28 protein-coding genes are annotated in these 26,238 nt (G+C 33.6%); 19 read left to right on the forward strand and 9 right to left on the reverse strand.

Annotated elements, in window-relative coordinates; all coding sequences use genetic code 11:
• Positions 1 to 124: 124 nt before the first annotated feature.
• The 4 genes from QMA06_RS09240 to QMA06_RS09255 form a co-directional block, all read right to left on the reverse strand.
• Positions 125 to 2,422, reverse strand: coding sequence for a M1 family metallopeptidase (locus QMA06_RS09240; RefSeq protein WP_290206551.1), 2,298 nt, complete (start codon positions 2,420 to 2,422; stop codon positions 125 to 127).
• A gap of 149 nt (positions 2,423 to 2,571) precedes the next feature.
• Entirely contained in the window at positions 2,572 to 3,078 is a 507-nt protein-coding gene (locus QMA06_RS09245) for a DUF6702 family protein (RefSeq protein ID WP_290206552.1), read from the reverse strand.
• 47 nt (positions 3,079 to 3,125) lie between these two features.
• Positions 3,126 to 3,923, reverse strand: coding sequence for a peptidase associated/transthyretin-like domain-containing protein (locus tag QMA06_RS09250; RefSeq protein ID WP_290206553.1), 798 nt, complete (start codon positions 3,921 to 3,923; stop codon positions 3,126 to 3,128).
• Positions 3,910 to 4,746 carry a carboxypeptidase-like regulatory domain-containing protein gene (locus QMA06_RS09255; RefSeq protein ID WP_290206554.1) on the reverse strand — a complete coding sequence of 279 codons (837 nt, stop codon included), beginning with the start codon at positions 4,744 to 4,746 and terminating at the stop codon, positions 3,910 to 3,912. The genes QMA06_RS09250 and QMA06_RS09255 overlap by 14 nt, the downstream gene beginning before the upstream one ends.
• Before the next feature lie 172 nt (positions 4,747 to 4,918).
• Between QMA06_RS09255 and pepE the strand changes: the two genes are divergently transcribed.
• Positions 4,919 to 5,626 carry a dipeptidase PepE gene (pepE, locus tag QMA06_RS09260; RefSeq protein WP_290206555.1) on the forward strand — a complete coding sequence of 236 codons (708 nt, stop codon included), beginning with the start codon at positions 4,919 to 4,921 and terminating at the stop codon, positions 5,624 to 5,626.
• A gap of 1 nt (position 5,627) precedes the next feature.
• On the opposite strand, the gene QMA06_RS09265 is transcribed toward pepE, so the two are convergent.
• Together QMA06_RS09265 and QMA06_RS09270 are read right to left on the reverse strand one after the other, a co-directional pair.
• Positions 5,628 to 6,053 carry a GNAT family N-acetyltransferase gene (locus tag QMA06_RS09265; RefSeq protein WP_290206557.1) on the reverse strand — a complete coding sequence of 142 codons (426 nt, stop codon included), beginning with the start codon at positions 6,051 to 6,053 and terminating at the stop codon, positions 5,628 to 5,630.
• 231 nt (positions 6,054 to 6,284) lie between these two features.
• Entirely contained in the window at positions 6,285 to 6,686 is a 402-nt protein-coding gene (locus QMA06_RS09270; RefSeq protein ID WP_290206558.1) for an ankyrin repeat domain-containing protein, read from the reverse strand.
• Positions 6,687 to 6,956: 270 nt separating this feature from the next.
• Here QMA06_RS09270 and gpmI point away from each other — a divergent pair, with 270 nt between their 5' ends.
• Positions 6,957 to 8,474 (forward strand): 2,3-bisphosphoglycerate-independent phosphoglycerate mutase, encoded by a 1,518-nt coding sequence (gpmI, locus tag QMA06_RS09275; protein WP_290206559.1) that lies wholly within the window; start codon positions 6,957 to 6,959, stop codon positions 8,472 to 8,474.
• 41 nt (positions 8,475 to 8,515) lie between these two features.
• Positions 8,516 to 8,914, forward strand: a complete 399-nt coding sequence (locus QMA06_RS09280) for a BT0820 family HAD-type phosphatase (protein ID WP_290206560.1) — start codon at positions 8,516 to 8,518, stop codon at positions 8,912 to 8,914.
• On the opposite strand, the gene QMA06_RS09285 is transcribed toward QMA06_RS09280, so the two are convergent.
• The gene (locus QMA06_RS09285) at positions 8,911 to 10,188 is read right to left on the reverse strand and encodes an acetyl-CoA hydrolase/transferase family protein (RefSeq protein ID WP_290206561.1); all 1,278 of its coding nucleotides are present in this window, start codon (positions 10,186 to 10,188) and stop codon (positions 8,911 to 8,913) included. The genes QMA06_RS09280 and QMA06_RS09285 overlap by 4 nt on opposite strands.
• A 126-nt stretch (positions 10,189 to 10,314) precedes the next feature.
• Between QMA06_RS09285 and map the strand changes: the two genes are divergently transcribed.
• The 3 genes from map (at position 10,315) to QMA06_RS09300 (ending at position 12,715) form a co-directional block, all read left to right on the forward strand.
• A complete protein-coding gene (gene map / locus QMA06_RS09290) occupies positions 10,315 to 11,133 on the forward strand; it encodes a type I methionyl aminopeptidase (RefSeq protein ID WP_290206563.1) in 819 nt (272 codons plus the stop codon).
• A gap of 404 nt (positions 11,134 to 11,537) precedes the next feature.
• Positions 11,538 to 12,332 (forward strand): class I SAM-dependent methyltransferase, encoded by a 795-nt coding sequence (locus tag QMA06_RS09295; protein WP_290206564.1) that lies wholly within the window; start codon positions 11,538 to 11,540, stop codon positions 12,330 to 12,332.
• A gap of 14 nt (positions 12,333 to 12,346) precedes the next feature.
• Entirely contained in the window at positions 12,347 to 12,715 is a 369-nt protein-coding gene (locus QMA06_RS09300; protein WP_290206565.1) for a DUF423 domain-containing protein, read from the forward strand.
• 66 nt (positions 12,716 to 12,781) lie between these two features.
• Here QMA06_RS09300 and QMA06_RS09305 read toward each other — a convergent pair whose 3' ends face one another.
• Together QMA06_RS09305 and QMA06_RS09310 are read right to left on the reverse strand one after the other, a co-directional pair.
• Complete coding sequence (locus QMA06_RS09305; RefSeq protein ID WP_290206566.1) at positions 12,782 to 13,759, reverse strand: FAD:protein FMN transferase; 978 nt, start codon at positions 13,757 to 13,759, stop codon at positions 12,782 to 12,784.
• A gap of 49 nt (positions 13,760 to 13,808) precedes the next feature.
• Positions 13,809 to 14,186 (reverse strand): Na(+)-translocating NADH-quinone reductase subunit F, encoded by a 378-nt coding sequence (locus QMA06_RS09310; protein ID WP_290206567.1) that lies wholly within the window; start codon positions 14,184 to 14,186, stop codon positions 13,809 to 13,811.
• Positions 14,187 to 14,704: 518 nt separating this feature from the next.
• On the opposite strand from QMA06_RS09310, the gene QMA06_RS09315 reads away from it, so the two are divergent.
• The 13 genes from QMA06_RS09315 to QMA06_RS09375 all read left to right on the forward strand — a co-directional run bounded on the left by QMA06_RS09315 (position 14,705) and on the right by QMA06_RS09375 (position 26,210).
• Positions 14,705 to 16,648: a tetratricopeptide repeat-containing sensor histidine kinase gene (locus QMA06_RS09315; RefSeq protein WP_290206568.1), complete on the forward strand. Its 1,944-nt coding sequence runs from the start codon at positions 14,705 to 14,707 to the stop codon at positions 16,646 to 16,648.
• Positions 16,648 to 17,394, forward strand: coding sequence for a LytR/AlgR family response regulator transcription factor (locus QMA06_RS09320; protein WP_290206569.1), 747 nt, complete (start codon positions 16,648 to 16,650; stop codon positions 17,392 to 17,394). The genes QMA06_RS09315 and QMA06_RS09320 overlap by 1 nt, the downstream gene beginning before the upstream one ends.
• Positions 17,395 to 17,602: 208 nt before the next feature.
• On the forward strand, positions 17,603 to 18,400 hold the full coding sequence (locus tag QMA06_RS09325) for a hypothetical protein (protein WP_290206570.1): 798 nt from the start codon (positions 17,603 to 17,605) through the stop codon (positions 18,398 to 18,400).
• A gap of 64 nt (positions 18,401 to 18,464) precedes the next feature.
• Positions 18,465 to 18,980 carry a nuclear transport factor 2 family protein gene (locus QMA06_RS09330; protein WP_290206571.1) on the forward strand — a complete coding sequence of 172 codons (516 nt, stop codon included), beginning with the start codon at positions 18,465 to 18,467 and terminating at the stop codon, positions 18,978 to 18,980.
• 90 nt (positions 18,981 to 19,070) lie between these two features.
• Positions 19,071 to 20,009, forward strand: a complete 939-nt coding sequence (locus QMA06_RS09335; RefSeq protein ID WP_290206572.1) for an NAD-dependent epimerase/dehydratase family protein — start codon at positions 19,071 to 19,073, stop codon at positions 20,007 to 20,009.
• 91 nt (positions 20,010 to 20,100) lie between these two features.
• Complete coding sequence (locus tag QMA06_RS09340) at positions 20,101 to 21,039, forward strand: nuclear transport factor 2 family protein (protein WP_290206573.1); 939 nt, start codon at positions 20,101 to 20,103, stop codon at positions 21,037 to 21,039.
• 114 nt (positions 21,040 to 21,153) lie between these two features.
• Entirely contained in the window at positions 21,154 to 22,161 is a 1,008-nt protein-coding gene (locus QMA06_RS09345; protein WP_290206574.1) for a nuclear transport factor 2 family protein, read from the forward strand.
• A gap of 10 nt (positions 22,162 to 22,171) precedes the next feature.
• Complete coding sequence (locus QMA06_RS09350; protein ID WP_290206575.1) at positions 22,172 to 22,678, forward strand: RidA family protein; 507 nt, start codon at positions 22,172 to 22,174, stop codon at positions 22,676 to 22,678.
• 65 nt (positions 22,679 to 22,743) lie between these two features.
• Positions 22,744 to 23,187 (forward strand): nuclear transport factor 2 family protein, encoded by a 444-nt coding sequence (locus QMA06_RS09355; RefSeq protein WP_290206576.1) that lies wholly within the window; start codon positions 22,744 to 22,746, stop codon positions 23,185 to 23,187.
• Positions 23,188 to 23,328: 141 nt separating this feature from the next.
• Entirely contained in the window at positions 23,329 to 23,712 is a 384-nt protein-coding gene (locus QMA06_RS09360; RefSeq protein ID WP_290206577.1) for a cupin domain-containing protein, read from the forward strand.
• 114 nt (positions 23,713 to 23,826) lie between these two features.
• Complete coding sequence (locus QMA06_RS09365; protein WP_290206578.1) at positions 23,827 to 25,317, forward strand: PAS domain-containing sensor histidine kinase; 1,491 nt, start codon at positions 23,827 to 23,829, stop codon at positions 25,315 to 25,317.
• Complete coding sequence (locus QMA06_RS16480) at positions 25,310 to 25,453, forward strand: hypothetical protein (protein WP_318036597.1); 144 nt, start codon at positions 25,310 to 25,312, stop codon at positions 25,451 to 25,453. The genes QMA06_RS09365 and QMA06_RS16480 overlap by 8 nt, the downstream gene beginning before the upstream one ends.
• Positions 25,454 to 25,766: 313 nt before the next feature.
• Positions 25,767 to 26,210, forward strand: a complete 444-nt coding sequence (locus QMA06_RS09375; protein ID WP_290206579.1) for a Na(+)-translocating NADH-quinone reductase subunit F — start codon at positions 25,767 to 25,769, stop codon at positions 26,208 to 26,210.
• Positions 26,211 to 26,238: the final 28 nt, after the last annotated feature.

A 26,238-nucleotide genomic window follows, 5' to 3' on the forward strand; every position in this document is an offset into this window, starting at 1 on the left:
GATTTGAGACTGATGCAAATTTATGCAATTCATTTCTCTGTTCGACTAAAGTTTATCTTAAAATAAATTACAAAAAAAGCCGACTCTCTAAAAAGTCGGCTTAAATTTTAATGCTTGGCTATATTTAATTTTTCGTTTTGTTCTTAAACTTATCGAAGTCACTTTCTTTAACTTCCTTTGGCCAAGAATTATTAGAGGTATCGACATCCGCAGTTTCCAAATCTGGATCTACCATTATAGACACAATTTCCTGATCGCTTGCAATAGCTTTACTAACTTCATTGTCATTTAATCTCCATACTTGAGCAGGATAGGTAATTCTTTCGTTAGTGCCGTCTGCATAGGTATATTCAACTATAAGCGGCATTACTAATCCGCCTGGTTTATCGAAAGTCACTTCGTAGAAATATTTCGGTGCTTTTTTCATAGACTTTTGCTCATCTGCCGTAAAATTATCCATCATGTATTCTTTTACTGTAGGCAAGTCATTGATAGGTGTATTATTTTTGGCGGCTTCATCATAACCTTCGGTCCCTTCTTCTATAAAATACACTAAACTATTAGGGTCTACATTATATCTTTCTGCTATTTTCTTCCCATCTTCGTTCGGGTTATTGGTCACTGCAAATTTCTTCACATCTTTTACACCAATATCTGTGTAATCTGTAGTATAGAACCAACCTCTCCAAAACCAATCTAAATCAAAAGCAGAGGCATCTTCCATAGTACGGAAGAAATCTTCTGGTGTCGGATGCTTAAATTTCCAACGGTTGGCATATTCTTTAAAAGCATAGTCAAATAATTCGCGCCCCATAACTGTTTCTCTCAGAATATTTAATCCGGTGGCAGGCTTGCTATAAGCATTGCTACCAAACTGATAAGTATTTAAGCCTTTAGTCATAATTGGCGCTATAAAATCTTGATTACCGCCCATATATCTTACAATATTTTTAGCAGGTCCTCTTCTAGACGGGTATTTGTCTTGCCCTTCAGAAAGTGCAGCTGGATACCACTCGCCAAAATCTTGTTCTGCTACATATTGCACGAAAGTATTAAGTCCTTCATCCATCCATGTCCATTGACGCTCATCGCTATTAACAATCATTGGAAAGAAGTTATGACCTACTTCGTGAATAATAACTCCGATCATTCCGAATTTAATTCTATCTGAATAATTTCCATCTTTATCTGGACGTCCAAAGTTGTAGCAAATCATTGGATATTCCATTCCCATTGGTGCATGAACCGAAATAGCTTTATGGTATGGATAATCAAAAGTCATACGTGAATATGATTTTAATGTACTCGCTACTGCTTTTGTTGACCATTGCTCCCATAAAGGATTCCCTTCTTTAGAATACATAGATACAGCCATTACGTCTTTATCACCAATTTTTACAGCCATCATATCCCATAGAAATTTACGCGATGTCGCAAAACCAAAATCACGCACCATTTGTGCCGATAATTTCCAAGTTTTTTTCTTGGTGCTTTTGCTCTTTTCTGCCTTTTCAGCTTCTGCTTGTGTAACAATCATAACCGGCTCATCATAAGATTTTTTTGCCTTATTATAACGTTTCATCATTTCTTTAGTAAAAACTTCTTCTCGATTTATTAAAAATCCGGTTCCGTCTAAAAGGTGATCTGCAGGTACCGTAATATTTACATCAAAATCTCCAAATGGTAATGCAAACTCATCGCGTCCCCAAAATTGAGAATTTTGCCAGCCTTCTACATCATTGTAAACTGCCATACGAGGGTAAAACTGAGCCATTACATATATTTTATTATCATTTTCAGCGAAATATTCATAGCCTGAACGCCCACCTTCCGTTACGTGATTATTAATATTGTAATTCCATTTAATTTTAAAAGAAAACTTATCTCCTGTTTTCATAGCTTTAGGTAACTCCACACGCATCATTGTACGATTAATCATGTGCGGTAAATTCTTACCATTTACGTCTTTGACATGCTCAATATTAAAACCTCTATCTAAAGGTTCTTGTAAATAAGAAGACACCGCTCTATCGGATGTAGTAACCGGACGAATACCCGAACTATTTATTAGTGGAGTTTTAGAATCTTCAGCACGCATGTTTTGATCTAATTGTACCCAAAGATATTTTAAAGCATCTGGTGAATTGTTCGTATAGGTAATAGTTTCATTACCATATAATTTTGCATTAACATCATCTATTTCAATATCCATTTTATAATCAGCCTGCTGCTGATAATAAGCTGGGCCTGGTGCTCCAGAACCTGTTCTAAACATGTTTGGAGTAGCAAACTCATCGTATAATTGTTTGAATTTGTTTTGGTTGGTGTGACCAGGTTGACGTTCTGGTTTTGTTTCGTTCTGAGCAAATGTACTCGCTGAAACAAACAGAAAAGCGCAAAAGAAATACTTCAAAATTTTCATGGGAATGTTTAATTATTTGATAATAAATTTAAAGGAACATTTTAAATTATCAACAATTCAAACGGTAAACTTATTTAAGATAGTTTGTGCTCGTATTGATTTTTAAAATGATGCCTAAAATAGTAATTTAGCTCGGCTTTAACATAATTTTAGTTAAAGTTTAACATGCATTTATCATTGTTTGGAAGCAATAAAAAACTTTTATTCCTTTCAAAAATTTTTAATCTTACAATGTTTTGTTGTTCTGGTAAAACATCGAATAAAAGTGAATTAATTACCTCAATAGATTTGATGTTTGAAATATTTTTGATTTCAAGATAACAATACGTAATATCTTGCTTGTATTCTTTTCCTATAAAGTTAAAATTTACGTCATTACCATTCACCTTAATTTTTAATTTATCCGCTAAGTAACGTTTCATATAATTTTCTATAACTTTAGCGTCACTATCTGGATGGAGCGTTAGATTCTCGTTGTAACGTTTACGTAATAAGGTTTCAAAATCGTCTATAAAAATTTGACTTATGATTTGAAGGCTTTGTTGTTCTTCTACATATTCAACTTCTGTCACGCTAACGTAATACTCGTGATTTGCACTGCTCGAAATAACAATAGGAAATATTATTAATGTAAGTATAAAATAAAGTGATCTCATGTTCTGTAGTCGCGTTGTTTAAGGCATTTTCAAAAAGTATTCCAAAATTACTCTTTAGTAACGGATTCTCTATTTTTATTATAAGATTTTAACTTATCTTGTAAGAACTCGAGAAGTTTTAAATCATTGTTAGCATTACATAAGGTTATAAAAGCGGCATCTTCTTGACAAAATAAAAAGAATTCAGTACGTAAATTTTCAGCCAAGGAATCATTTTTAAAAATATAATCTTGGTAATTATCTCTTAAGCGTTTCATACAATTATCCTTAGTATCTAGCGCAACTATTGCTTTGAGTTTTTTTGTTCTGCCACTGATCGTATTCAACAATTTATGCAAATTCACACCAGCTCCCAATCCGATATATCCCATAGGCCCAGCATCAGCATCGTGTAATTTTCTTTCGTTTTGTGTTAAAGGTTTGCCCTTATAACCAGGAATACCTAAATCATAGAAATTAATTTCGGGTTTGGCATCTGAGTTTTCTAAATCAGACTCTAAACTTCCGGTTAAGATTTTGCCGACAATAACTTCGTTAAGTGCATTAATGTTTTCTATCAGTTGCACATTAAATTGCCCTAATTCCATTATAGATGACGTAATCACAAACTCTTGTTTTTGATATTTAACACCAGAAATGATTAAAGTATCTAAAGCTTTTGCAGGAATCACAAAACCGCCATCATCATCTGATATTGTATATTTTACTGCTGTTTTATTGAGTATATGAAGTCCTTCAACCTCATCACTAGCTATAAGTTGACCAGTAATATCTTGCCGTTGTGCATTGGCAACACTAAAAATAAAAAGTGTCGAAATTAAAAAAAGCGTTTTAATCCTCTTCACCTGTTTCCTTTAAGAACGATTTACTCAATTGAGAAATACGTTCTAACAATTGTAACTCCTTATCTTCCTCAAACAATCGTTGGTCTACCCCCTTGTTTTCTACATAATCAGTAAAGGCTTCAACTTGATCTAAAGGAATATTAAAATTATTATGAATATAATTTATGCTATAAGTATCTAAGGCCTGTTTAAAAGGAGTTCTTTCTTGCATTTGTTTTTCCTTTTCAGTCTTATATTTCAATGTTCCCAGATTAGACCCTTCAATATTTACAACTTGTTTAATTAAAAAACCAGCGACGTTAACCAAATTCAGCATATTACCCATTTGCGGATTGTATTCATTAAAAGCTAAATTATCGGCTTTGGTTTTATAATCGGCACTAAATTCGAAATCCTCAATATTATCTAAGCCAAAATAAACATCATCTAAGCTTACATTATATGTTCTTACGTTGTCTAAATCTGTGTTTAAATCTCCCGTAAGATCAAAAGGCAGTATAACCACTTCATCTAACTTGTTCACTTCCTCAACAAGTATTACAGTTAAACGTTTAGATTTTATAACTTCCTCGGTTATCGATACTGTAAAATCCTTAAATTGTAATGCGCCAAATTGAATGACATCATTTAAGGCTACATTAATTTTAAAATATCCGTCCTTATCAGTAATAGCACCTTTATTAGATGATGTATTAAAAACGGTTACTCCTTCCTTATCGTCTGTAGTGACAATGATTTTACCATTTATGGGTGTTCTTTTTATATCTTGGCTAAATGCAGTCAATGCAAAAAAACAACAAATGATGAGTATTAATCTTTTCATGGTATAAAGTTTTAGTTAGTAATATAAAGTTCGGTTTTATATTTGTAATGACATCTAATAAAGATCGCAAACTTATGTTAAATGATTTTATTCCGAAATTTCTTATTAATTTAAGATTTTAATTTTTCATTTAGCCGAAGAAATTTTATTTTAACAAAAAAAGAATTTTATTTTGAAATCAATTATTATTGCAAGCACTTCTACAATACATGGTAGTGGTTATTTAGAGTATTTGTTAGATGAACTTAAAGTTCATTTTAAAACGGCAGATGAAATTTTATTTATCCCTTACGCAAGGCCAGGAGGTATTTCTCACGATGATTATACAAAAACGGCGGCAAAAGCCTTTAAGGCTATAGGTAAAAAAGTAAAAGGCATTCACGAATTTAAAAATACCAAAAGCGCCATCGAAAACGCACAAGGTATATTTGTGGGTGGTGGCAACACATTTGTATTGGTTTCTCAACTCTATAAAAATGAGGCATTGTTACCTATTAAAAATGCAATAAAAAATGGTATCCCTTATCTTGGTACCAGTGCTGGTAGTAACATTTGTGGTTTAACTATGAATACAACCAATGATATGCCAATTATGTATCCACCTAGTTTTAAAACGTTGGGGGTAGTTCCATTTAATATTAACCCTCATTATCTAGATCCTATTAAAGGCAGTACGCACATGGGAGAAACAAGAGAGACACGTATAAAAGAATTTCATGCGTATAATTCTCAACCTGTTATCGGTTTGCGCGAAGGTAGCTGGATTAAAGTTACAGGCGATAGTTTAACTTTAAAAGGCACACTAGACGCTAGAATTTTTGAGTATAATAAACCCCCTTATGAAGTTGGCACTAATTCTGATTTAAGTTTTTTGAAATGATTTACAATTTTTTCAGAAAGTGATACCCCAAAATATTAAATCCCTCATTATAATAAAATTTATGCGACGGATTATTTTGCACGTAAGTGTTTAATTCCATTGAATTACAACCTTTTTCTAAAACATAGTTTTGAATCCATAACATAAATTGTTTACCTAAACCTTTATTTCTATATTCTGGTTTAATATAAACATGATCTAATTCTACTGTTTTTCCAATATAATGACGTGTACAAAACCATAAGCCTGTAATGGCAACTAAATCATTATCTACAAAAACACCAGCACATTCATAATTTTGATGTTTAATTTCGCTAAATCGAGATTCCAGTAATGCTTTACTTATTTTGCTATCGTTAAGCGCGTATACTAATGGAATAATTTGATCTAGATTTTCGTTTGGAATAATTTTGAATAAATAACTCATTTTACAATAATAACTGTAAAATTAAAGCTTTTAAAAGAATAATATTTTTTGCACATCAAAAAAAATGAAAGTTGAAACTGATAAGGATAACTTACATTTAAAACCCAAAGCCATAATCTCAGATAAATCGTTAAAATTTATTCACAAAAAAAAGCATCTTAAAAGATGCTTTCTCTAACTAACTAACTAACTAACTAACTAACTAACTAACTAACTAACCCAAACAATTGTCTATTTCCAGACATTTTTGTTATTAAAACGTTTTAAAAATTCTGATGCCTCTACAGCATTAGTTCGTTCTGCATGTTGCATGGCTGTATAGCCTTTGTCACACGCATGATGAATTTTAGAGCCAGCTGATATTAAAACTTTAATTAATTCTACACGATTATGCATTGCAGCATAATGAATAGGCATCATGCCATTAGATTTGGCATTCACATCAACTCCATTATTCAATAGCCTCTTAACTTCTTCTGTATTGCCTGTGGCAACTGCTTTACAAATAGGGCTAATTTTCGTCGATTGACCAATGGTCTCTGTTATTTCAGAAGTTAATAATTGGTTTGATGCATTTACATTACTGATTGAAAAGCCCAATGCTAAGGCTAAAATGATTGCTGTTTTTTTCATGATGAAAGATTTTAAATTTAATTGATTTGATTTGTTTTTTGATATACTATAAAGACGATATACCATATTAGTTGTTACACCAACAGAAGGCTTATAACATTATATTAACGTTTTAGAACTTATATGTTAAGGGTTTCTAAAAACCACTTAGATGAGTCACGATTTGCGATCGACATAACACAAAAAACCTTTAATTCTTCATTTTTTTTTGTGTGATTAAGATGTTATAGAAATGTATCTGTTATCTTTGGATTCACTTAAAACTTAGAAATGAACAAAAAGGTTATTTTAATGATTTTAGATGGCTGGGGGAAATCTCCAGATCCTAAAGTCTCGGCTATAGACAATGCAGCAACTCCATTTATAGACTCACTATACACTAAATTTCCAAGTGCAAGTTTAAGAACCGATGGTTTACATGTTGGTTTACCTGAAGGTCAAATGGGAAATAGTGAAGTTGGACACATGAATTTAGGTGCAGGAAGAATTGTTTATCAAGATTTAGTGAAAATAAATTTAGCCGTAAAAAATAAAACTTTACGTGAAGAACCCGTCTTAAAAACTGCCTTTGAATATGCTAAAACCAATAATAAAAACGTTCATTTATTGGGTTTAGTTAGCGACGGAGGAGTACATTCTCACATCAACCATCTTTTTGGTTTGTTAGATGCTACAAAAGATTACGGTTTAGAAAAAGTATATGTGCACGCGTTTACCGATGGTAGAGATGTAGATCCAAAATCGGGTTATGGATTTATCTCCGATTTAGAAGATCATTTAAGCAAAACCTCTGCACAATTAGCAACTGTTACTGGTCGTTATTTCGCTATGGATAGAGATAAACGTTGGGACCGTGTAAAATTAGCTTACGACGCTTTAGTGCATGGATCAGGAGAAAAAACTCAGCATATTTTAAAATCTATTCAAAGTAATTACGATAATGATGTTACAGATGAATTTATAGAACCGCTAATAGTTACAGATGACAACAACCAGCCTGTAACTACAATTAAAGAAGACGATGTTGTCATTTTCTTTAATTTTAGAACGGACCGTGGTCGCCAATTAACCGAAGCATTGTCTCAAAAAGATTTTCATGAGCAAAATATGCACAAGCTGAATCTTTATTATGTAACAATTACAAAATATGATGATAATTTTGAGGACATCAATGTTGTATTTAAGAAGGATAATTTGTCAGAAACTTTAGGTGAAGTTCTAGAAAAACATCACAAAAAACAGATTAGAATTGCTGAAACAGAAAAATATCCTCATGTAACATTCTTCTTTTCTGGAGGTCAGGAAAAACCTTTCGATGGCGAAACCAGAATTTTAAGAAATTCCCCAAAAGTAGCTACGTACGATTTAAAACCAGAAATGAGTGCTTATGAATTACGTGATGCATTAATTCCCGAATTAGAAAAAAAGGACGTGGATTTTGTATGTCTTAATTTTGCTAATGGAGATATGGTTGGGCATACAGGTGATATGCAGGCTGCCATTAAAGCATGCGAACATGTAGATCATTGTGTACAAGATGTAATCACCACAGCAATTAACAATGATTACACCACAATTTTAATTGCAGACCATGGTAATTGCGAAACCATGATAAACCCAGATGGTACACCAAATACCGCACACACCACTAATCCGGTGCCTATAATCCTAATTGACAACGAATTAAAAGAAATTAAAGATGGTATATTAGGAGATATCGCCCCAACCATTTTAAAATTAATGGGAATCCCCCAACCCAAGGCTATGACGCAACAAAGTCTTGTATAAGCTTCTTATTTTTATAACTTTGTCCCAGAATAACTTTTAGCATGAATTTTAATAATAGATTAATAGTAGCCGTAGATTTCGATGGTACCATTGTTGAAGATGCCTATCCAAAAATTGGAAAGACACGAATTTTTGCTTTTGAAACCTTAAAACGACTTCAAGAGGATGGTCATCGGTTGATTTTATGGACCTACAGATGTGGTGCCAAATTAGAGGAAGCTGTAGATTTCTGTAAAGAAAACGGTATCGAATTTTATGCCATAAATGCAAGTTTCCCCGAAGAAAAATTTGATTATAGTAGAAGTAGAAAAATTCATGCCGATCTTTTTATAGATGATCGTAATATTGGTGGCATTCTAGGTTGGGGAGAAGTTTATCAACTTATTACCAACGAGGAACCAAACATTCCAGCTGCACCTAAAAAATGGTGGCAGTTTTAAACAACTTCTTTTAATAATTCAAAGTAAGTTTTTTCTATAGTTTCTCTATGATCTGGGTGTGCAATATCGACTAATGCTTTCACTCTGTTCTTAATAGTCTTTCCATATAAATTAGCTACTCCATATTCGGTAACTACATAGTGCACGTGTGCTCTCGTGGTAACTACACCCGCTCCAGGTTTTAATGTCGGAACTATTCTACTTATACCATTACGAGTTACAGAGGGTAATGCTATAATGGCTTTACCTCCTTGACTTAACGACGCTCCTCTAATAAAATCCATCTGTCCACCAACTCCAGAGTAAATATTAGAACCTATAGAATCGGCACAAACCTGACCTGTTAAATCAACTTCTATGGCAGAATTTATAGCTACCATTTTAGGATTCTGCTTAATGTATGCGGCGTTATTTGTATAATTTGATGCACGCATTTCTACAAACGGATTATCATCGACATAATCGTAGAGTCGCTTAGACCCCATTAAAAAGGTTGAAAGTGCTCGACCGCGATTAATTTTTTTGTAATTTCCGTTTATAACATTATTCAAAATTAAATCTATCACTCCATCGGAAAACATTTCGGTATGTAGTCCTAAATCTTTATGATTAGTAAGCTGAGTTAAAACAGCATTCGGAATAGATCCAATTCCCATTTGCAGTGTACTTCTGTCTTCTATTAAATCTGCAACGTATGCTCCAATCTTTTTTTCAATAGAATTAGGAGCTACAACACTATGTGTAGGAAGTTCTTCATCTGACTCTACAAAATAATCAATCTCAGAAGTATGGATTATGCCAGCTCCATGTGTTCTCGGCATTTTCGGATTCACTTGTGCTATGACTGTTTTTGCATTATCAATAGCAGCCAAAGAGGCTTCAACAGATACCCCCAGCGAACAATAACCATGACGATCTGGTATGGAAACATGAATCAACACCACATCGAGTTCTAAAATACGTTGTTGGAAAAGTCGAGGTAATTCACTTAAAAAGACTGGAGTATATGACCCGTTTCCTGCCTTTAGAGTATGTCTTACATTTTTTCCAACAAAAAATGAATTCACATGAAAACTATCTTTAAATTCCGGATTTGCATAAGGAGCTTCACCTTCAGTATGCAACTGGCAAATTTCAACATTTCTCAACTCTTCATGTCGTGAAGAGAGCGCTTTAATTAAGGATTGTGGTGCAGCAGCAGCGGCCTGGATATATACACGGTTATTAGATTTTACGACTTTTAATGCGTCTTCAGCGGATACAGTTTTATACATGGCATATCAAATTTTAAAGGTCAAATTTATAGGAGAAAGTTTTAAAATAAACTGTTATTTATCATGTTCTAACGAATTTTTAAAACATATATAATTACCTATCTTTGCCGCTGAATATTTTGAAACATGATTATAGTAAAAACAGCAGAAGAAATTGAATTAATGCGACAGAGCGCGCTAATTGTATCTAAAACTTTAGGTATGTTGGCTAAAGAAATAAAAGAAGGTGTCACCACTAATCATTTAGATACTTTAGCTGAAGAATTTATTAGAGACCATGGTGCATTACCAGGTTTTAAAGGACTTTACGATTGCCCTTCCACATTATTATGTAGTGTTAATGAGGCTGTGGTACATGGCTTACCTACTGATATCCCCCTCAAAGATGGAGATATTGTTTCAGTAGATTGTGGTGCTTTAATGAATGACTTTTATGGTGATCATGCTTACACCTTTGAAATTGGGAATGTTGCTGAAGAAACCAAAAAACTTATTAAAATAACTAAAGAATCGCTCTATATTGGAATAGAACAATTGAAAAAAGGTAATCGCGTCGGTGATGTTGGTTTTGCAATTCAACAATATTGTGAAGCTGAAGGTTATGGTGTAGTAAGAGAATTGGTTGGTCATGGTTTAGGTCGAAAGATGCACGAAGATCCTGAAATGCCAAATTATGGTCGTCGAGGTCGTGGTAAAAAGTTTGTTGAAGGTATGGTCGTTGCTATCGAACCGATGATAAATTTAGGAACTCATAAAGTAAAACAACTTAAAGACGGTTGGACTATTGTTACCCAAGATGGTAAACCAAGTGTTCATTTTGAACACGACATTGCTATTGTAGATGGGCATCCAGAAATACTTTCAACTTTTGCATATGTGCATGAGGCTTTAGGAATTGTATCTGATGAAGAGGATGCTTTTAGAAAGAATGCTTTTGTGCTTTAGATAAAAATTAGACACGAATTGCACTAATCTTAATCCAAATTAATATACTAAGAAGAGGCTGATAAAATAATTGAAATTTGCATGGCAGTACTTAGTCAATTAGGAAGGGGATCTAATGATGATATATGCTCATGTTCTAGAAAATAAATTTATTGACAACGGTATTGAATATTCCAGAGAATAAAAATGCCCAATTAGTTACAAAGTAAATATATTACCTCATAAATATAAAGCTGATTTTGTAATCGATTATAAAATAAAACAAGACAATTGATTGTTTGGTTTCGGCTTATGTTAAATAAATTAATTAGCTGTATTAAAACTAAAATTAGGACGTCTCATTAACTTTGGCAAGGGTAGTTTAAAATACAAAAGAATCGTTCTTTAATGATTCGTAAAAATTCGTGAAATTCGTGTTAAAGAATCTTTTCAAATTAATTCTGAATATTGTTCCAAGACCTCTTCTAATTAGGCTTAGCTATCTAGTTCGTCCTATTTTAGCATTTTTCTTAAAGGGAAATACCTACACAGATCCTATAGATGGCAAAAGTTTTAAAACATTTTTACCTTATGGTTATGGCAAACAACGCCCCAATGTTCTGTCTCCCTCTACCCTTTCATTGGAAAGGCATAGGTTACTTTGGCTGTACTTAAAGAATGAGACTAATTTGTTTTCAAGAGCTTCTGAAAAGAGCTCAGCATTACAAGTACTTCATTTTGCTCCAGAACAATGTTTTTTACAGCGCATTAGGCAGCTTAAAAATATTGAATATACTACAACCGATTTATTATCGCCTATTGCAGACGTGAAGGCTGATATTTGCGATTTACCTTTTGAAGATAATAGTTACGATGTTATTCTTTGCAATCATGTATTGGAACATATACCCGATGATACCAAAGCGATGCAAGAACTTTACAGAGTTATGAAACCTGGCGGATGGGGTGTTTTCCAGATTCCGCAAGATTTAAATCGTGCGAATACTTTTGAAGACGATTCTATTACGGATAGAGATGAACGTGCTAAGATTTTTGGTCAATATGATCACGTTCGGGTTTATGGTCGTGATTATTTTAATAAACTTCGTTCTATTGGTTTTACCGTTGAAGAAGTTGATTATACAGCAAATCTTTCCGATGAAGACATTGATAAATATCGTTTGGCTAAAGGTGAAATTATTCCTGTAGTTTATAAATAATAAAATTGACTCTAATGACACATTATATTATAATTGCTACAGGTGCACTTCTCGGCATGCTCGCCGTAATCTTTGGGGCTTTTGGAGCTCATGCTTTAAAGAAAATTTTATCGACAGAACAATTACATAGCTTTGAAGTTGGTATAAAATATCAGATGTATCATTCCATCGTATTATTAGTATTAGGTCTTAGCAAAACTCACGTAACCTCAGCAACGTATTGGTGCTTTACTATTGGAATAATACTATTCTCCTTTAGTATTTATGGTTTAGTTTTATCTGATGCTAAAGGGAAAAAGCTTCGGTTTGTAGGGCCAATTACACCAATGGGCGGATTATTACTGGTAATAGGTTGGTTGTTGGTATTGGTTAATACTTTTTAAAAACCATTTCCGTTTAGGTATCGAGAGTTTATACATCTGAAGCATTACTATGAAAACCCGTTTAATTTATTCTGGAAAATTATTTAAAGACAAGGTTTTAAGGGCTTTATTTTCTGTCTCATAAATGAAATAGACTTTTAGCTCCGGATGAGATTTTAGAAGTCGAGTTACTTTATCAATTCCCATGGACTGAAATGCTGTAGCATATCCATCTGCTGTCATGCAATCTTTTGCTATTACCGAAACACTAAGAATATTGGTTTTACTTGGATAACCTGTTTTAGTATCTATAATATGTGCATAGCGATTACCATTCTCATCTATTTTAAATTTACGATATGTTCCTGATGTCGCCATAGCCTCATCTTGTAACGAAATTACTTTAGAATAAGACATATCTCCCTCAAAATTTGGGTCATCGATACCGACTTTCCAAGCCGCATTTTTTTCGAAATTAATACCTCTTGTTCTTATTTCCCCGCCTATTTCTACCAGATAATCTGTAATATTTTTTTGTTCTAAAAATTCACCAATGACATCCACACCGTAACCTTTAGCGATAGCATTAAAGTCTAAATAAGAGGCATTTGATTTTATAATCTTATCATTTTTTAATCCCATTCTATTAAATCCAACCGATTTCATTAAACTATCTATAGCTGTACTATCTATGTTGGTTAATTTACCTTCTGGTCCAAAATCCCAAGCGTTTACAACGGCACCAATGGTAGGATCGAAAGCTCCTTCTGTTGTTCTGTAAATTTGCTTGGCATTATTAAAAACCCGTATAAAATGATCATCTACTGCAACATCGTCTCCTCTATTTAATCTCGAAATTTTTGAATCAGGAATATAGGTAGACATCGATTGGTTGACTACATTAAAAAGACTATCAAATTGCTTTTGGTAATTGACCTCATTATCAGAATGGTACTGAACACTATAGGCCGTTCCAAAAACAGGACCAGATAATTTGATGTTTTTAGGTTCTTTTTCACATGAAAAAAAGGTTAGAATAAGAGTAAGATAAAATAAGTTTTTCATCAATTTTTAAATATTACATGAAGGGCGCTCAGCCAAATGGGTTAACTAACTAATTCAAATTCATTTCTATAACTTGAATCCCGTTATATTCTATTAAATATTCTTGGTTCAAATAAATCGGTAAATTTTCACCATCAGGATTTCCTAAGCCAACACCTGCGTAGAGTACTTTGGCATCTTTTTCAAAAGCATGTTTTTTAAAAGTTTCCATCCAAACCACATCATAATTATTCGGATTGTCTGGCAAAATTACAGCGCGAACCACCACAAAATAGTACTGACTATTTTTATCAATACAGACAAATTGTGGGTGACGTTTAAGTTTACTATTAATGGCTACAAATTCAAAACCACGTGCTTCTAAATCTTTACCAACATGATTCATGGCCAGGTTATGTACTTCTTGAGGTGTTAAAATTTTAGACATATTTTATTATTCAATATAAATAGCGTTTAAACCGTGTAAAACAGATTCCTAATGATACTAGAGTTAATAGATTTTTTTATGATCCCATAATTTTCTAATGGACAAACCATAAATTCGGAATCTATCTATGTACTAGCAAAGATAAAACCTTGAATAGTTATTTCCGAATTTAACAGCATTTAAAAGAATTCTCATAACAAATTGAATGTCAATTTATCTTGTGTTAATAGAATATTGCTTAAACCTCACATATTGAGCAACCACAAACATATCATTTGAAACAGAAATCTCGGCATCATCTTTCATCGTGCCAAAAGGTAATAGTGGTGAACTAAGGCTTTAATCTAAATACACACTTCTAGCCGAAATGATGCCCTAGAATAATAAAATAACTTTTCGCTCCCGTAAGAAAACGTAAATCAAAACTTTAAAAAACTCAAAATCAGTTCATAACCTTTTTTTTATTACTTTTATAAAGCTTCAAGTCTTTATTATAACAACCACTTTACTAAAGACTTATGATTAACTACAAACCATCAATTGTTGTACTATTAATAATAGTTCTGTTTGGCATTAACAAAGAAGCCTCTTCTCAAAACACATCAAATAGCGTTATTGACAGTCTGACCACGACCTTGGAGCGCGAAACGAATATCGAAAAAAAATTAGAAATTTTAAGCAAGCTTGTAGATGAGGCCTTTCAAAATGATTTGAATTTAGCCAAAACCTTTGCCGTTAAAGGTGCGAATTTAGCAGAACAAAGCCAACACAGAACCTGGCAACCTAAATTTTACGAAATGCAAGGGCGCATGCACGCCAATTTATTGGATCTAGATTCGGCTTCTCTAAATTTTGATAAAGCGCTTAAGGGCTATACGGCTATTAATGATAAAAAAGGCCAAGCGACAACCTATTTTAAAATCGGATGGGTGCATAAGCGAAAGGGTCAAATTGAAGACGCCTTAACTGTGGATTTGAAAGCGCTTAAACTTATGGAATCTATTGATGATAAATTGGGAATTGCTGGCGCTTACAATCGGATTTCAGAAGATTTATCTAATCAAGGCAAATATAAAGAAGCTTATGCATATGCCCTAAAAACGATTGAATTGTGTAAACAAAATAACCTTGAAACAGAATTGGCCTATGCCTACACAGCTGCTGGCGACACCCAAATAGCTATGGGTAATAACGAAGCCTCTTTTGAATATTATGATGCTGCACTAGACTTAGCCAAATCCCTTAATTTTTCCATTTTCGATATAATAAATTTCTCTAATAATCGTGCCAATGCATTGAAACGCAAAGGGGATTACAAGGAAGCGAAAGTAGCTTATGAAGAAGCTATGACGAAAGCAAAAGCAGTTGATTATGACAACGCTATATATGTCATTACCGCTAATTTGGGTGAGATAAATTTACTATTAGATAATTATACTGAAGCTTTAACATACCAACTGCAAACGGTAGCTACGCAAGAAAATCATGGTGATGTTTCCAATCTTACTGAAAATTACCACCATTTGAGTACCATATATGAGAAATTAAACAATTATCCCAAGGCCTTAGAATATCAGAAAAAAACATTAGAGATGCGAGATAGTGTCGCCAAAATTGAAAGTGACAAAACTATGTCACAATTAATGACACAGTTTGAAACCGAAAAAAAAGACAAAACCATTGAAGCCCAACACACGCAAATTGCCCAACAACGGAAAACGCAACTCTTATATATTGCCATTGCTGCTATTTTAGCCTTTAGTTTAATCGACATGTTTTTTAGTGCCAAAAATATCCGAAAAAAGCGTCAGGCACTACAGGTTTTAAATACCAAACTAGATACCAAGAACAAGCAGAATGAATTGTTGCTCAAAGAAATTCATCATCGGGTAAAAAACAATCTTGAAATGGTAAAAAGTTTAATAGCCTTGCAATCCGCACATTTAGAAGATTCCGCTACAAAAGATGCTATGATTGCTAGCCAAAACCGCGTGCAATCCATGGGGATCATTCATCAGAAACTCTATCAAGGTACCAATCTAGGCGCTATAGAGATGAAGGATTACTTCTTGAATTTAAGTGATGGAATTTTGGATGCGTTTAATGCGGAAGATAAAATTAAAATAGAATGTGCCATGGACGAACTGGAATTAGATCTAGATACAGCCGTGCCTATCGGCTTAATCGTGAACGAACTATTAACCAATGCACTGAAATATGCTTTTCCAAAAAACGATTCTGGTAAAATATCGATTCAATTAGCACAAAAAACAAATGACATTCTGCATTTAGAAGTCGCCGATAATGGTGTTGGAAAAGTCTTTGGAATTACACCAAAGGGGACGGGTTTTGGAACACAACTTGTGCAATTGCTAACCCAGCAACTCAATGGTACTATGGAAGAGCACAATCTCAAGGGGACAATCATTTCATTTGAATTCAAACACCAAAAAGCTGCGTAATGGATCAGCCTATAAAAATATTGATTGTTGAAGACGAAATGATTATTGCTGCTAATATTTCGCTTCAGCTATCTACTTTAGGCTATGATGTTATCGGTATCATTCCAAGAGCGCAAGAAGCGTTGTCTTGCATTAAGACAGAGCAACCAGATATCGTTCTAATGGATATTAATTTAAAAGGTGAACTCGATGGTATTGAGACGGTAAAACTCATGCAGAAATCTTATGACATTCCAGTTATATACCTTACTGCCAATGCAGACGACGCTCATTTCAATAGAGCAAAAGCAACACATCCTTACGCTTTTATCTCTAAACCTTTCAAAAAATTAGATCTGCAACGTGCCATTGAATTAACCGCAGATCGGATACAACAAAACGAAAACGATCCCAAATTTAATAACGACTCAGAAAAACTAACCCCTTTTATTTTAAGCAATTGCATTTTTGTAAGACATCATGAAAAAATGGTTAAGGTAGATATAAAGGACATTCATTATATAGAAGCAGAGCGGAACTATTGTAGAATATATTCAAAAGACAAGGAATACTTATTGGTCATGACCTTAAAGGATATGGATGAAAAATTACCAAATCGACATTTTCTACGCGTTCATCGTTCGTTTATCGTCAATCTTTCCCAAATAGACGAAATAGCAACCAGCCACATCGTAATTGCTAAAAAAGCTATTCCGGTGAGTAAGTCTTTAAAAGAAGAACTGCTTAATAGATTGCAGACTATTTAGGTTTCGGTTAAAAACACAATAGAACCAAAATAATTCCTTTCCGACAAAACAGGTTTTAAGTAACTCCTCCGATAATTAAAACTCACCTTTCGGACAGAGATTGCTTGCATTCGTCCTTATTCACTTTTTATTTCTGTTGATTATCAGTTATTTAGACGTACAATCGATTGTTATTCTATTTCAACCACACATCTAAAAACTATTAATCATGAAAATTTCAAAAAAATTACACGAACACGTAATCCTTAAAAGTGGCGTGAGTAAAACTATCAAAACAATTGTGGTATTATCTATTATGCTATGGTTTACCCCAACGGTTTCCATTGCTCAAGACGAGAAGGAAAGCGTTCTTATGAATCTTACTGAGTACACCATAAAGTTTGGTGAAAATTCCAAATTCACGGAAGGCGTAAAAAAATGGAACAAATGTTATAAGGAGAACAACGGCACCGAGACTTGGAATGTTTGGCACCGTTTACAAGGCAAAGGCAATGTTTATGTTCTTTCTGGCATAATGGAAAATTGGGCAGCAATGGACAAGGCAGATCCTGCTGGAAAAGCATGTCGCACGGTAGCATTAGATTTCATTACTCCTCACATTGAAAGTACAGAGTTCAATATGGCAAGATCGTTACCTGAATTAAGCCGAACGGCAGCATTAGAAGATAATACCATTGTATGGGTCACCAGCTTCAAAGTTAATAATAGTATGGTTTTTAATGAAGTCATTAAGGCGGTAAGCACGGCCATCAATCAGAAAGAAGGTGATAAACGCGGTTACTGGTATAGTATTATGGGTGGTGAAGGCGCCGATTATTTTGTGTCATCACCTTACAAAAATTTTGCAGACTTAGATACCGATACCGATAATGTTTGGGACATTTATGAAAGCGTTCATGGCAAATCCAAAACAAAAGATATTCGCGAAAAATTCAGGGCAACTATAGATGACATCTGGAGTTACCTCTATACACTTGAAACTGAATTAAGCATGCCCCATCAATAATTTAAAAATAAATTATCAATGTAACGACCATCATGGTTTACAAAACAATTTAAAAACAATTACAATGAAAAACATACTTTTATTAGGGTTTGCAATAATCCTCTTCACGGCTTGCGAAAACCAAGATGAACGCTATACGCAACAATCATCAGAGATTGAAACCGTAAAGAAAGCCATCAAAAATTATAATGACAAGACATATGACACTAGCATTTATGCAGATAGTGCTAAAACATTTTTCAACTCTAATTCTAAAGACAAATTTATGTCTTATAAGGAAACCGTCGCCTATCATAAAGCCAATGATAAAAATTATTCTAGACGTGGTTTTACAGATAACGATCCAGAATATGAAATGGTTGTGACCGACGATGGAAACACTTGGGTAAACTGTTGGTTAGAATGGAAAGCTACAATGGCTGCCAACGGCAAGACAATTACAATACCTATACATCTCACTTACAAATTTGTAGATGGAAAGATAGTGAGACAAGTAGGTTATTGGGATTCATCGGAGGTGGTATTAGAACTTCAAGCAATTGAGTCGGCCAAAAAGCTATCAGATTCTATACCTGAATAAAAAAAGAACACACTTCCGATTCCCATTGGAATTTTATAAAAGTAAATATCTGTACAACTAAAAAGATACCCGCTTTTGCGGGCAAGTAAAATGAAAAAAGTAGGCATTATAGGTGGTTCAGGATTTATAGGAAGCCATATCACCAAAATATTCTTAGAACACAATTTTGAGGTAAAATCCTCAACAATGGCGATTTCTAACAAACATAAATATCAGCATCTTATGGCAATGGAAAACGCTGAAAACTTACACATTTGTGAGTTGAATGTCTTGGACAAGAAGCAATTAAAACAGTTCGTTTCCGATTGCGATATTGTAATCCATAGTGGCACACCGTTTCAACTAGATTTTGAAGATGCAAAAACCGAACTATTTCAACCAACTATAAAAGGCACTGAAAATTTTCTCGACAGCATTAATGACATACCCTCCGTTAAGAAGGTGGTTATCCTTGCGTCTGTTGCAGCTTATAATACCAACTTTCCGTTACCCGCAGGAGGAAAATCAGTTTCGGAGAGTTTTGGTGAAAATGACGTGTCATTTACTAGTGAAGAGAGTCACCCGTATCTACAAGCAAAATTCATCGCTAACCAAACGGTTAATGATTTTATTAAAAATCATCCGAGTTTAGACACAGAAATTGTAAGTGTGTCACCAGTAATGGTTATGGGTAAGTCCTTATCTAATCGTGGAGATTCTACCTCTACAGGCATTCAATTTGTATTCAAAAATAAAATCGTCCCCAATCCTTTTATTCAAATGTTATATGATGAAGATATTGAAATAGCTATGGTAAATGTGCTAGATGTCGCTAAAAGTGTTTTTAAAGCGGCAACGCTTTCTGGTTTACATGGTAAAAATTATTTGTTGTCTAGCGAGACCTATTCGGTTTCAGATGTGTCATTAATGCTGAACAATCAACCGCCAAGAAACAAGCCTAAAATCATTTATAAAAACCTATTGGCCATACAAGATTTAGGAATTTCGTTTCAGCCTGTAGAAAACACTTTACAACAATATAATTCTTAACGTCTAGATCATAAGTTCTTTTTGTCCCGAATCGCTTTCTTAAAATTTAACATTAACTCGTTCGCCAAAAGTGGACATAAAACCAAATATTATGAAAAAAATGATCATTGTAACACTAATGCTATGTACGTTTATTAGTTACGCTCAAAAGGAAAATGGAACCGTCTATATTGAACACCCAACAATAGATGTTGTTGAAGAATTTGTTAAAGCCTCCATTGCTGGAGACAAAACTAAAATGGCGAGTTATTTAACGGAAGATTTTAAGGCCTATAATGGAACTTCGAATAAAACGAATGACCAAGGCATGGATAAAGAAGCCTTTCTTAACAACCAAATGGTGTATTTCAATCAGCTCGATTATTATGCCAGAGAAACATACCCTGGGTCATATGCCGACGCCATTGAATATAAAAAAGACAATAAGGATGGAGAAGTTTGGGTGCAGACTTGGGATGTATTAAAAGGGATGCAGAAAGACACAGGTGTAAAAATTAATGCGGCTGCTCATCGATTATACACATTGACCAAAAATCATGAAATAAAAACCATTATTAGTTATGGCAATGATAATGTTTTAAACGAAATCGGGTTAAGTTTTACCGACCGTACCAATGGAAAAATATATAATCATCATGATAATATTAATACTATAAGAAAAGCCATGTATGCTTTTGAGAATGGCGATATTGATAAATGCTTAAGTTATTATAGCGACGATGCAACTTTTTACGATATCAATGAAACGTTTGGAGAATCATCTACCAAAGCAGAAACCAAAACCAATTGGCAACAATTTCTAAACGCTTATGAAATTGTAAGTATCGACATGATCGGTTATCCAGATTATTTAGAATATGAAATGGGTGAAGGTCGCGAGGTACTGGCATGGTGGAATTTCCATTTAATCCGAAAATCAGACCAAAAGAAACTTGAAGTACCTTTTCATTTAAGTAATGGTTTTGATGCAGAAGGAAAAATTATTTCTGAAATGGAATATTATAGTCAAACGTTGTTAACTGCGAAATAAATAAACGTATAAAACAACGAGTTGAAAAACTATCATAAAGCTAACTTTCACTAATGGGAGTTGGCTTTATTTAGAAACTTATCGTTTACGCCGTAACAATATGATTAGAAAACCATGAATAGCACATCGAGAAAACTAATACTATCGGTTATAATATTTTCTGCACTTACAGGTTGTAAATCAAAGGATGACAGTTCCGAATCATCTCAAATGCCAGTTGCAGAAACTAAACCAACAGAAGTGAATGAAGATGAAGAACATATAAAAGCAACAGTTGAGCGTCTCTTATTTCATGCTGGAAATTATAATATTGATGCATTGGATGTTATGGTTTCTGATAATGCTATGCTTAGCATAAGCCGATTAAAAGATGGAACTTGGTCTAATTCTGAAATAGCTATAAATGATTTTTATGAAAGTGTTAAAAAGAGAGCACGAAGCCCTTACATAGAGCTACCTAACCATTATGATATTTTAATTACTGAAGGCCAGGTCGCTTTGGCTAGAGCTGATTGTATTCTTTATAGATGGGGAATTCCACAATTAAAAGAAGTCAACCATTTTACATTTATTAAAGTAGATGAGCAATGGAAAATACTCAATATTTCTTGGACAGTAGTAGACATTCCGGAAAATGAAAAGACCTATGATTTAGAAATTTTCGCTCGTGGTTATGCTCAATCTTGGGGTAGTCAAAGACCAAACTTTGTGGCTTCATTTTTTGCTAAAGACGGAGAATTAACTATAAATAATGGACCAACAGCAACAGGAAAAACAGCAATAACAAATGTTGCTAAAGCGTTTATGGAAACCTTTCCCGATATGATGATTTCTATGGATAGCCTAACTACCAATTTAGATAAAACCCGATTTTATTGGACTTTAATTGGAATGAATAATGGTCCTAATGGCACTGGTAATAAAGTGAACATTAGCGGATTTGAAGAATGGACTTTAAATAAAAATGGACTAATTCAAACATCGAAAGGCTTTTTTGATGCTAAAGCATATAAACGTCAGCTTGCAAATGGATCAAACCATTATAAATCAACATACACAACCTATAATGTTTTATTTAAAAGGTGTATTTATAAAAATGAAAAACTCAATCCCATTTACTAAACTCAAAATCATGAAAACACTAAAAAAACAAACCAATCATTTAACGCTAATCATGATGCTCATAATGTTAATCACAATTCAAAGTTGTGAGCAAAAGACAAAAGAAGAATCAAAGATTATTGAAAAGGAAACACCAGAATACTTCCTATTAAGACCAGAGGTCGAAAAAGCTTATGGCTATTCGCACGCGGTAAAAATCGGAAATTCTATCAAAATATCTGGAGCCGTGAGTATGGATGATGAAGGTAATCCGACAGCCATCGGCGATTTGGCACAACAAATGAAAAACTGTTATGCCGATTTAGATAAAATTTTAAAACATTACGGTTGCACGTTCGATGATGTAGTAAAAGAAGATGTGTTTACTACAAATATGCCCAAATTTTTAGCTGCCGCTGGTTACAGAACAGAAATTTACAAAAAACAATTTCCAACAGGTTCTTGGCTAGGTGTCAAAGAATTGGCAATTCCAGAGTTTATGATAGAGATTGAATTGGAAGTGCATAAATCTAATTAATATGAATCAATAAACCCATTACACATGAAAACTATAAAACTATAAAACTATTATTATCAATCATTTTGCTTTGTGTAATTAATATAAATGGTCTTGCACAAACCGCGAAAACCGAAAACACTAATCTGAATGAAATAGATGGGCTTTATCAAGCTTTTACAAAAGGGAACATTCCTAAAGTTTTAGATTTAATGGATGTAAAAATTATATGGAACGAAGCTGAAAGCAATTCCTTAGCGATTGATAATCCATACATTGGACCAGAAGCCATATTACATGGAGTTTTTATAAAACTTGGAGAACTGTACAAATTCTTTGGGTTAAGAAATATAAAGCTACATGAGATGAGTAACAACCAAGTGTTGGCAACCCTGAATTACGAAATCATTTCTAAGGACGGCAAAAGCTATACAGTGCAAGTTGTACATCCTTGGACACTCAAGGATGGTAAAATAATTCAATTTCAGCAGTATGCAGATACTAAAAAGTTAGCAGAAGCAGAGAATTAATTAGATAGAGGCTGGACGGAAACTTATTAAAATAGTTTCTTGCTCCAATTCCTACAAGACACGAGTTGTACGTTATAAACGATTCTCAATGAGAGCAAAAATTTAAAATTGAATGAATTATCTTGCACACAAATTCAATAAATGAAAATTACTACACCAAAAATTTTAAAATCGATTTTAATTCTCGCTATTCTACTGTCAAACTGTAAAAACAAAGACCCATTACCAGACCCATTAGAAGCAGGTTGGAAAGGCGAAGCAGTTTGCGAAATCTTAGAAGACAACAAAGAACTAAGAGTCCTTAAATGCACCTTTGAGCCAGGTGTAGGCCATGAAAAACACTACCATAACCCACATGTTGGCTATACCTTAGTTGGAGGAAAATTTAGAATTACCGATGATACAGGAACACGAGACGTTGACGTCCCAGCAGGGTATACCTTTAGTAAAGATACTATTACCTCACACGAAGTTCTAAATATAGGAGAAACCACTTCTGTCTATTTAATCATGGAATACAAATAATAGGAATATCCCTACAATTAAGATTTGTTTATCGGTTAATTTTGCATTTAATGCTTTGATCTATGAAATTTAAAATTATATTTGTATACCCTTAATTTTAATAACCTACATATTTTGAACACTACTGAAGCAAAACTACCAATAAGTAAAGAGCTCTCCTTATTAAATTTTATTCAGAAACATGCTGCCATTGGCACATGGGAATACTATCCTGTGCTAGAAGTAGGATATTGGAGTGACCAAACAAAAAAAATCTACGAAGTGCCTTTAGATTACGAGCCTACGCTTGAGTCTGGACTCTCCTTTTACAAGGGAGATAATTTCAAGATGATTACTAAAGTATTTACGGATTGTATTGAAAAGCATCAAGATTATGATATTGAAATACAAATCGTCACCGCTACCGGAAAAACCAAATGGGTAAGAGCAATTGGTAAGCCCATAATTAAAGAGGAGAAATGTGTTAAAATAGAAGGCTTATTTCAAGATATTGATGAAAAAACAAAAATCTCCAAGGCATTAGCATTCAAAAGAGAACAATTAAGTAGAACTTTTGAAACGGCATTAATCGGAATGGCTATAGTAGATTTAGAAGGCCATTGGATCGATGTTAATAAAAGTCTTTGTAAAACTTTCGGTTATACCAAGGACGAAATAAAAGAATTGACATTTATGGATGTTACCCATCCCGATGATTTAAATAAAGGTTATAAGGCCATGATGAGTATGTTGAGTGGTAAATTAGACTTTTACGAGACCGAAAAACGCTATATAAGTAAAAGTGGTGAAACCATATGGGCGCAATTATCTACTTCAGTTGTTAGAGATGATCGAGGACAACCACAACATTTTGTCGCTCAAATTAATGACCTTACAAGAATAAAAAAGAGCAGTATAAAAATTTCACAATTATTAACCACTACAGAGGATCAAAATAAACGTTTATTAAATTTTGCGCATATTGTATCACATAATCTAAGATCGCACTATGGCAATCTCGATATGTTATTAGATATAGTAAAAATGGATCTCCCAGAAACTACAGAGAATGACATTTTTCCATTGATAGAACAAGCGGTAGGACAGCTTGGAGAAACTGTAGAAAACTTAAATCAAGTTGCTGCAATAAATATTCAAAACGATATAACCACCGAACCTTTAAACTTATTAGATAATTTAAATAAAGCACTTTCAAATATTTCAGCAATAATTATAGAATCAAAGTCAACGGTTAGTGTAGATATTAATCCCGATATTATGGTTCAAGGTATTCCGGCTTATTTAGATAGTATTTTACTCAACTTTTTAACTAATGCTATAAAATATAAGAAACCAAATGAAGCAGCAAAAATTGAATTGCACGCATCTATTAAAAATGATTTTGTAGTATTAGAAATAAAAGATTACGGTCAAGGTATAGATTTAAAAAAACACGGCGAAAAGTTATTCGGTATGTATAAAACCTTCCACACACACGAAGATTCTCGTGGATTAGGACTATTTATAACCAAGAATCAAATTGAAGCCATTGGTGGCAAGGTTGAAGTTGCAAGTAAAGTTAACGAAGGTACTACCTTCTTTATCCATTTAAAATTACATGAATAATATTGATGTAGCCTGTATTATCGACGATGACCCCATTTTTGTTTTTGGCGCAAAGCGATTGATGGAACTTTCGGATTTCTGTAATTCGTTTATGATATTTAAAAATGGACAAGAAGCCATTACAATATGCCAATAATGGATAGATGGCAGATTTTGGGTGAGTTTATAAAGATTGAAGCCCATAAAACCGTTACCATATATATTGTTACTTCATCAATCGACCCTGTGGACTTAAATCGTGCCAAACGCTATGACAATATAACTAATTACATTATAAAATATCCTACTGTTGCCTACTCCTTTCGCCAATTTAAAATTCTCTTGTAGTCTAAATTTGTTCATTAAGCACAATAAAAAAGGCTTCCATTTATCGTATCGATATAACTCGAATTTAAAGATTATGTGAATTATTCGTATCTTTTTATCTTGAAAAATATAATCCTACAGCTATGAAAACGTCATTCCGATTTGAAAGTGCCATTAACAAACTCTACACTGCTTTTCATAATAAGACCTTAAATCCGGATGATTGTAAGCAATGTGCCGTTGGAAATATTCTTGACAACAAAGACAACTGGAAACATTTAACCGATTTTCATGGCTCAACCCAATTGAATTATGTTGGCTTGGTGCATCAGAATCTTGGCCGACGGTTTAATGGGTATACGCCTGTTGAGTTATTACAAATTGAACGTGCTTTTTTAATTGGTTGTGGTTATGATTTAACAACTCATAAACCATTGTTTAAACCTGAAACTTTGGATGATTCTGATCTATTCAATGGGTTATGTGAAGTTGTTGCCCTACTATGTGGTTTGGACGGTATTAGGGATATTATGGATTGTTCAGTTTTGTTTGGATTTGAAAAACGAACTCTCGAACCTCAATATTAATACTTCATATATTAAATCATAAAAAAAC

This window comes from Winogradskyella bathintestinalis (genome assembly GCF_030407435.1).
Lineage (GTDB): Bacteria > Bacteroidota > Bacteroidia > Flavobacteriales > Flavobacteriaceae > Winogradskyella > Winogradskyella bathintestinalis.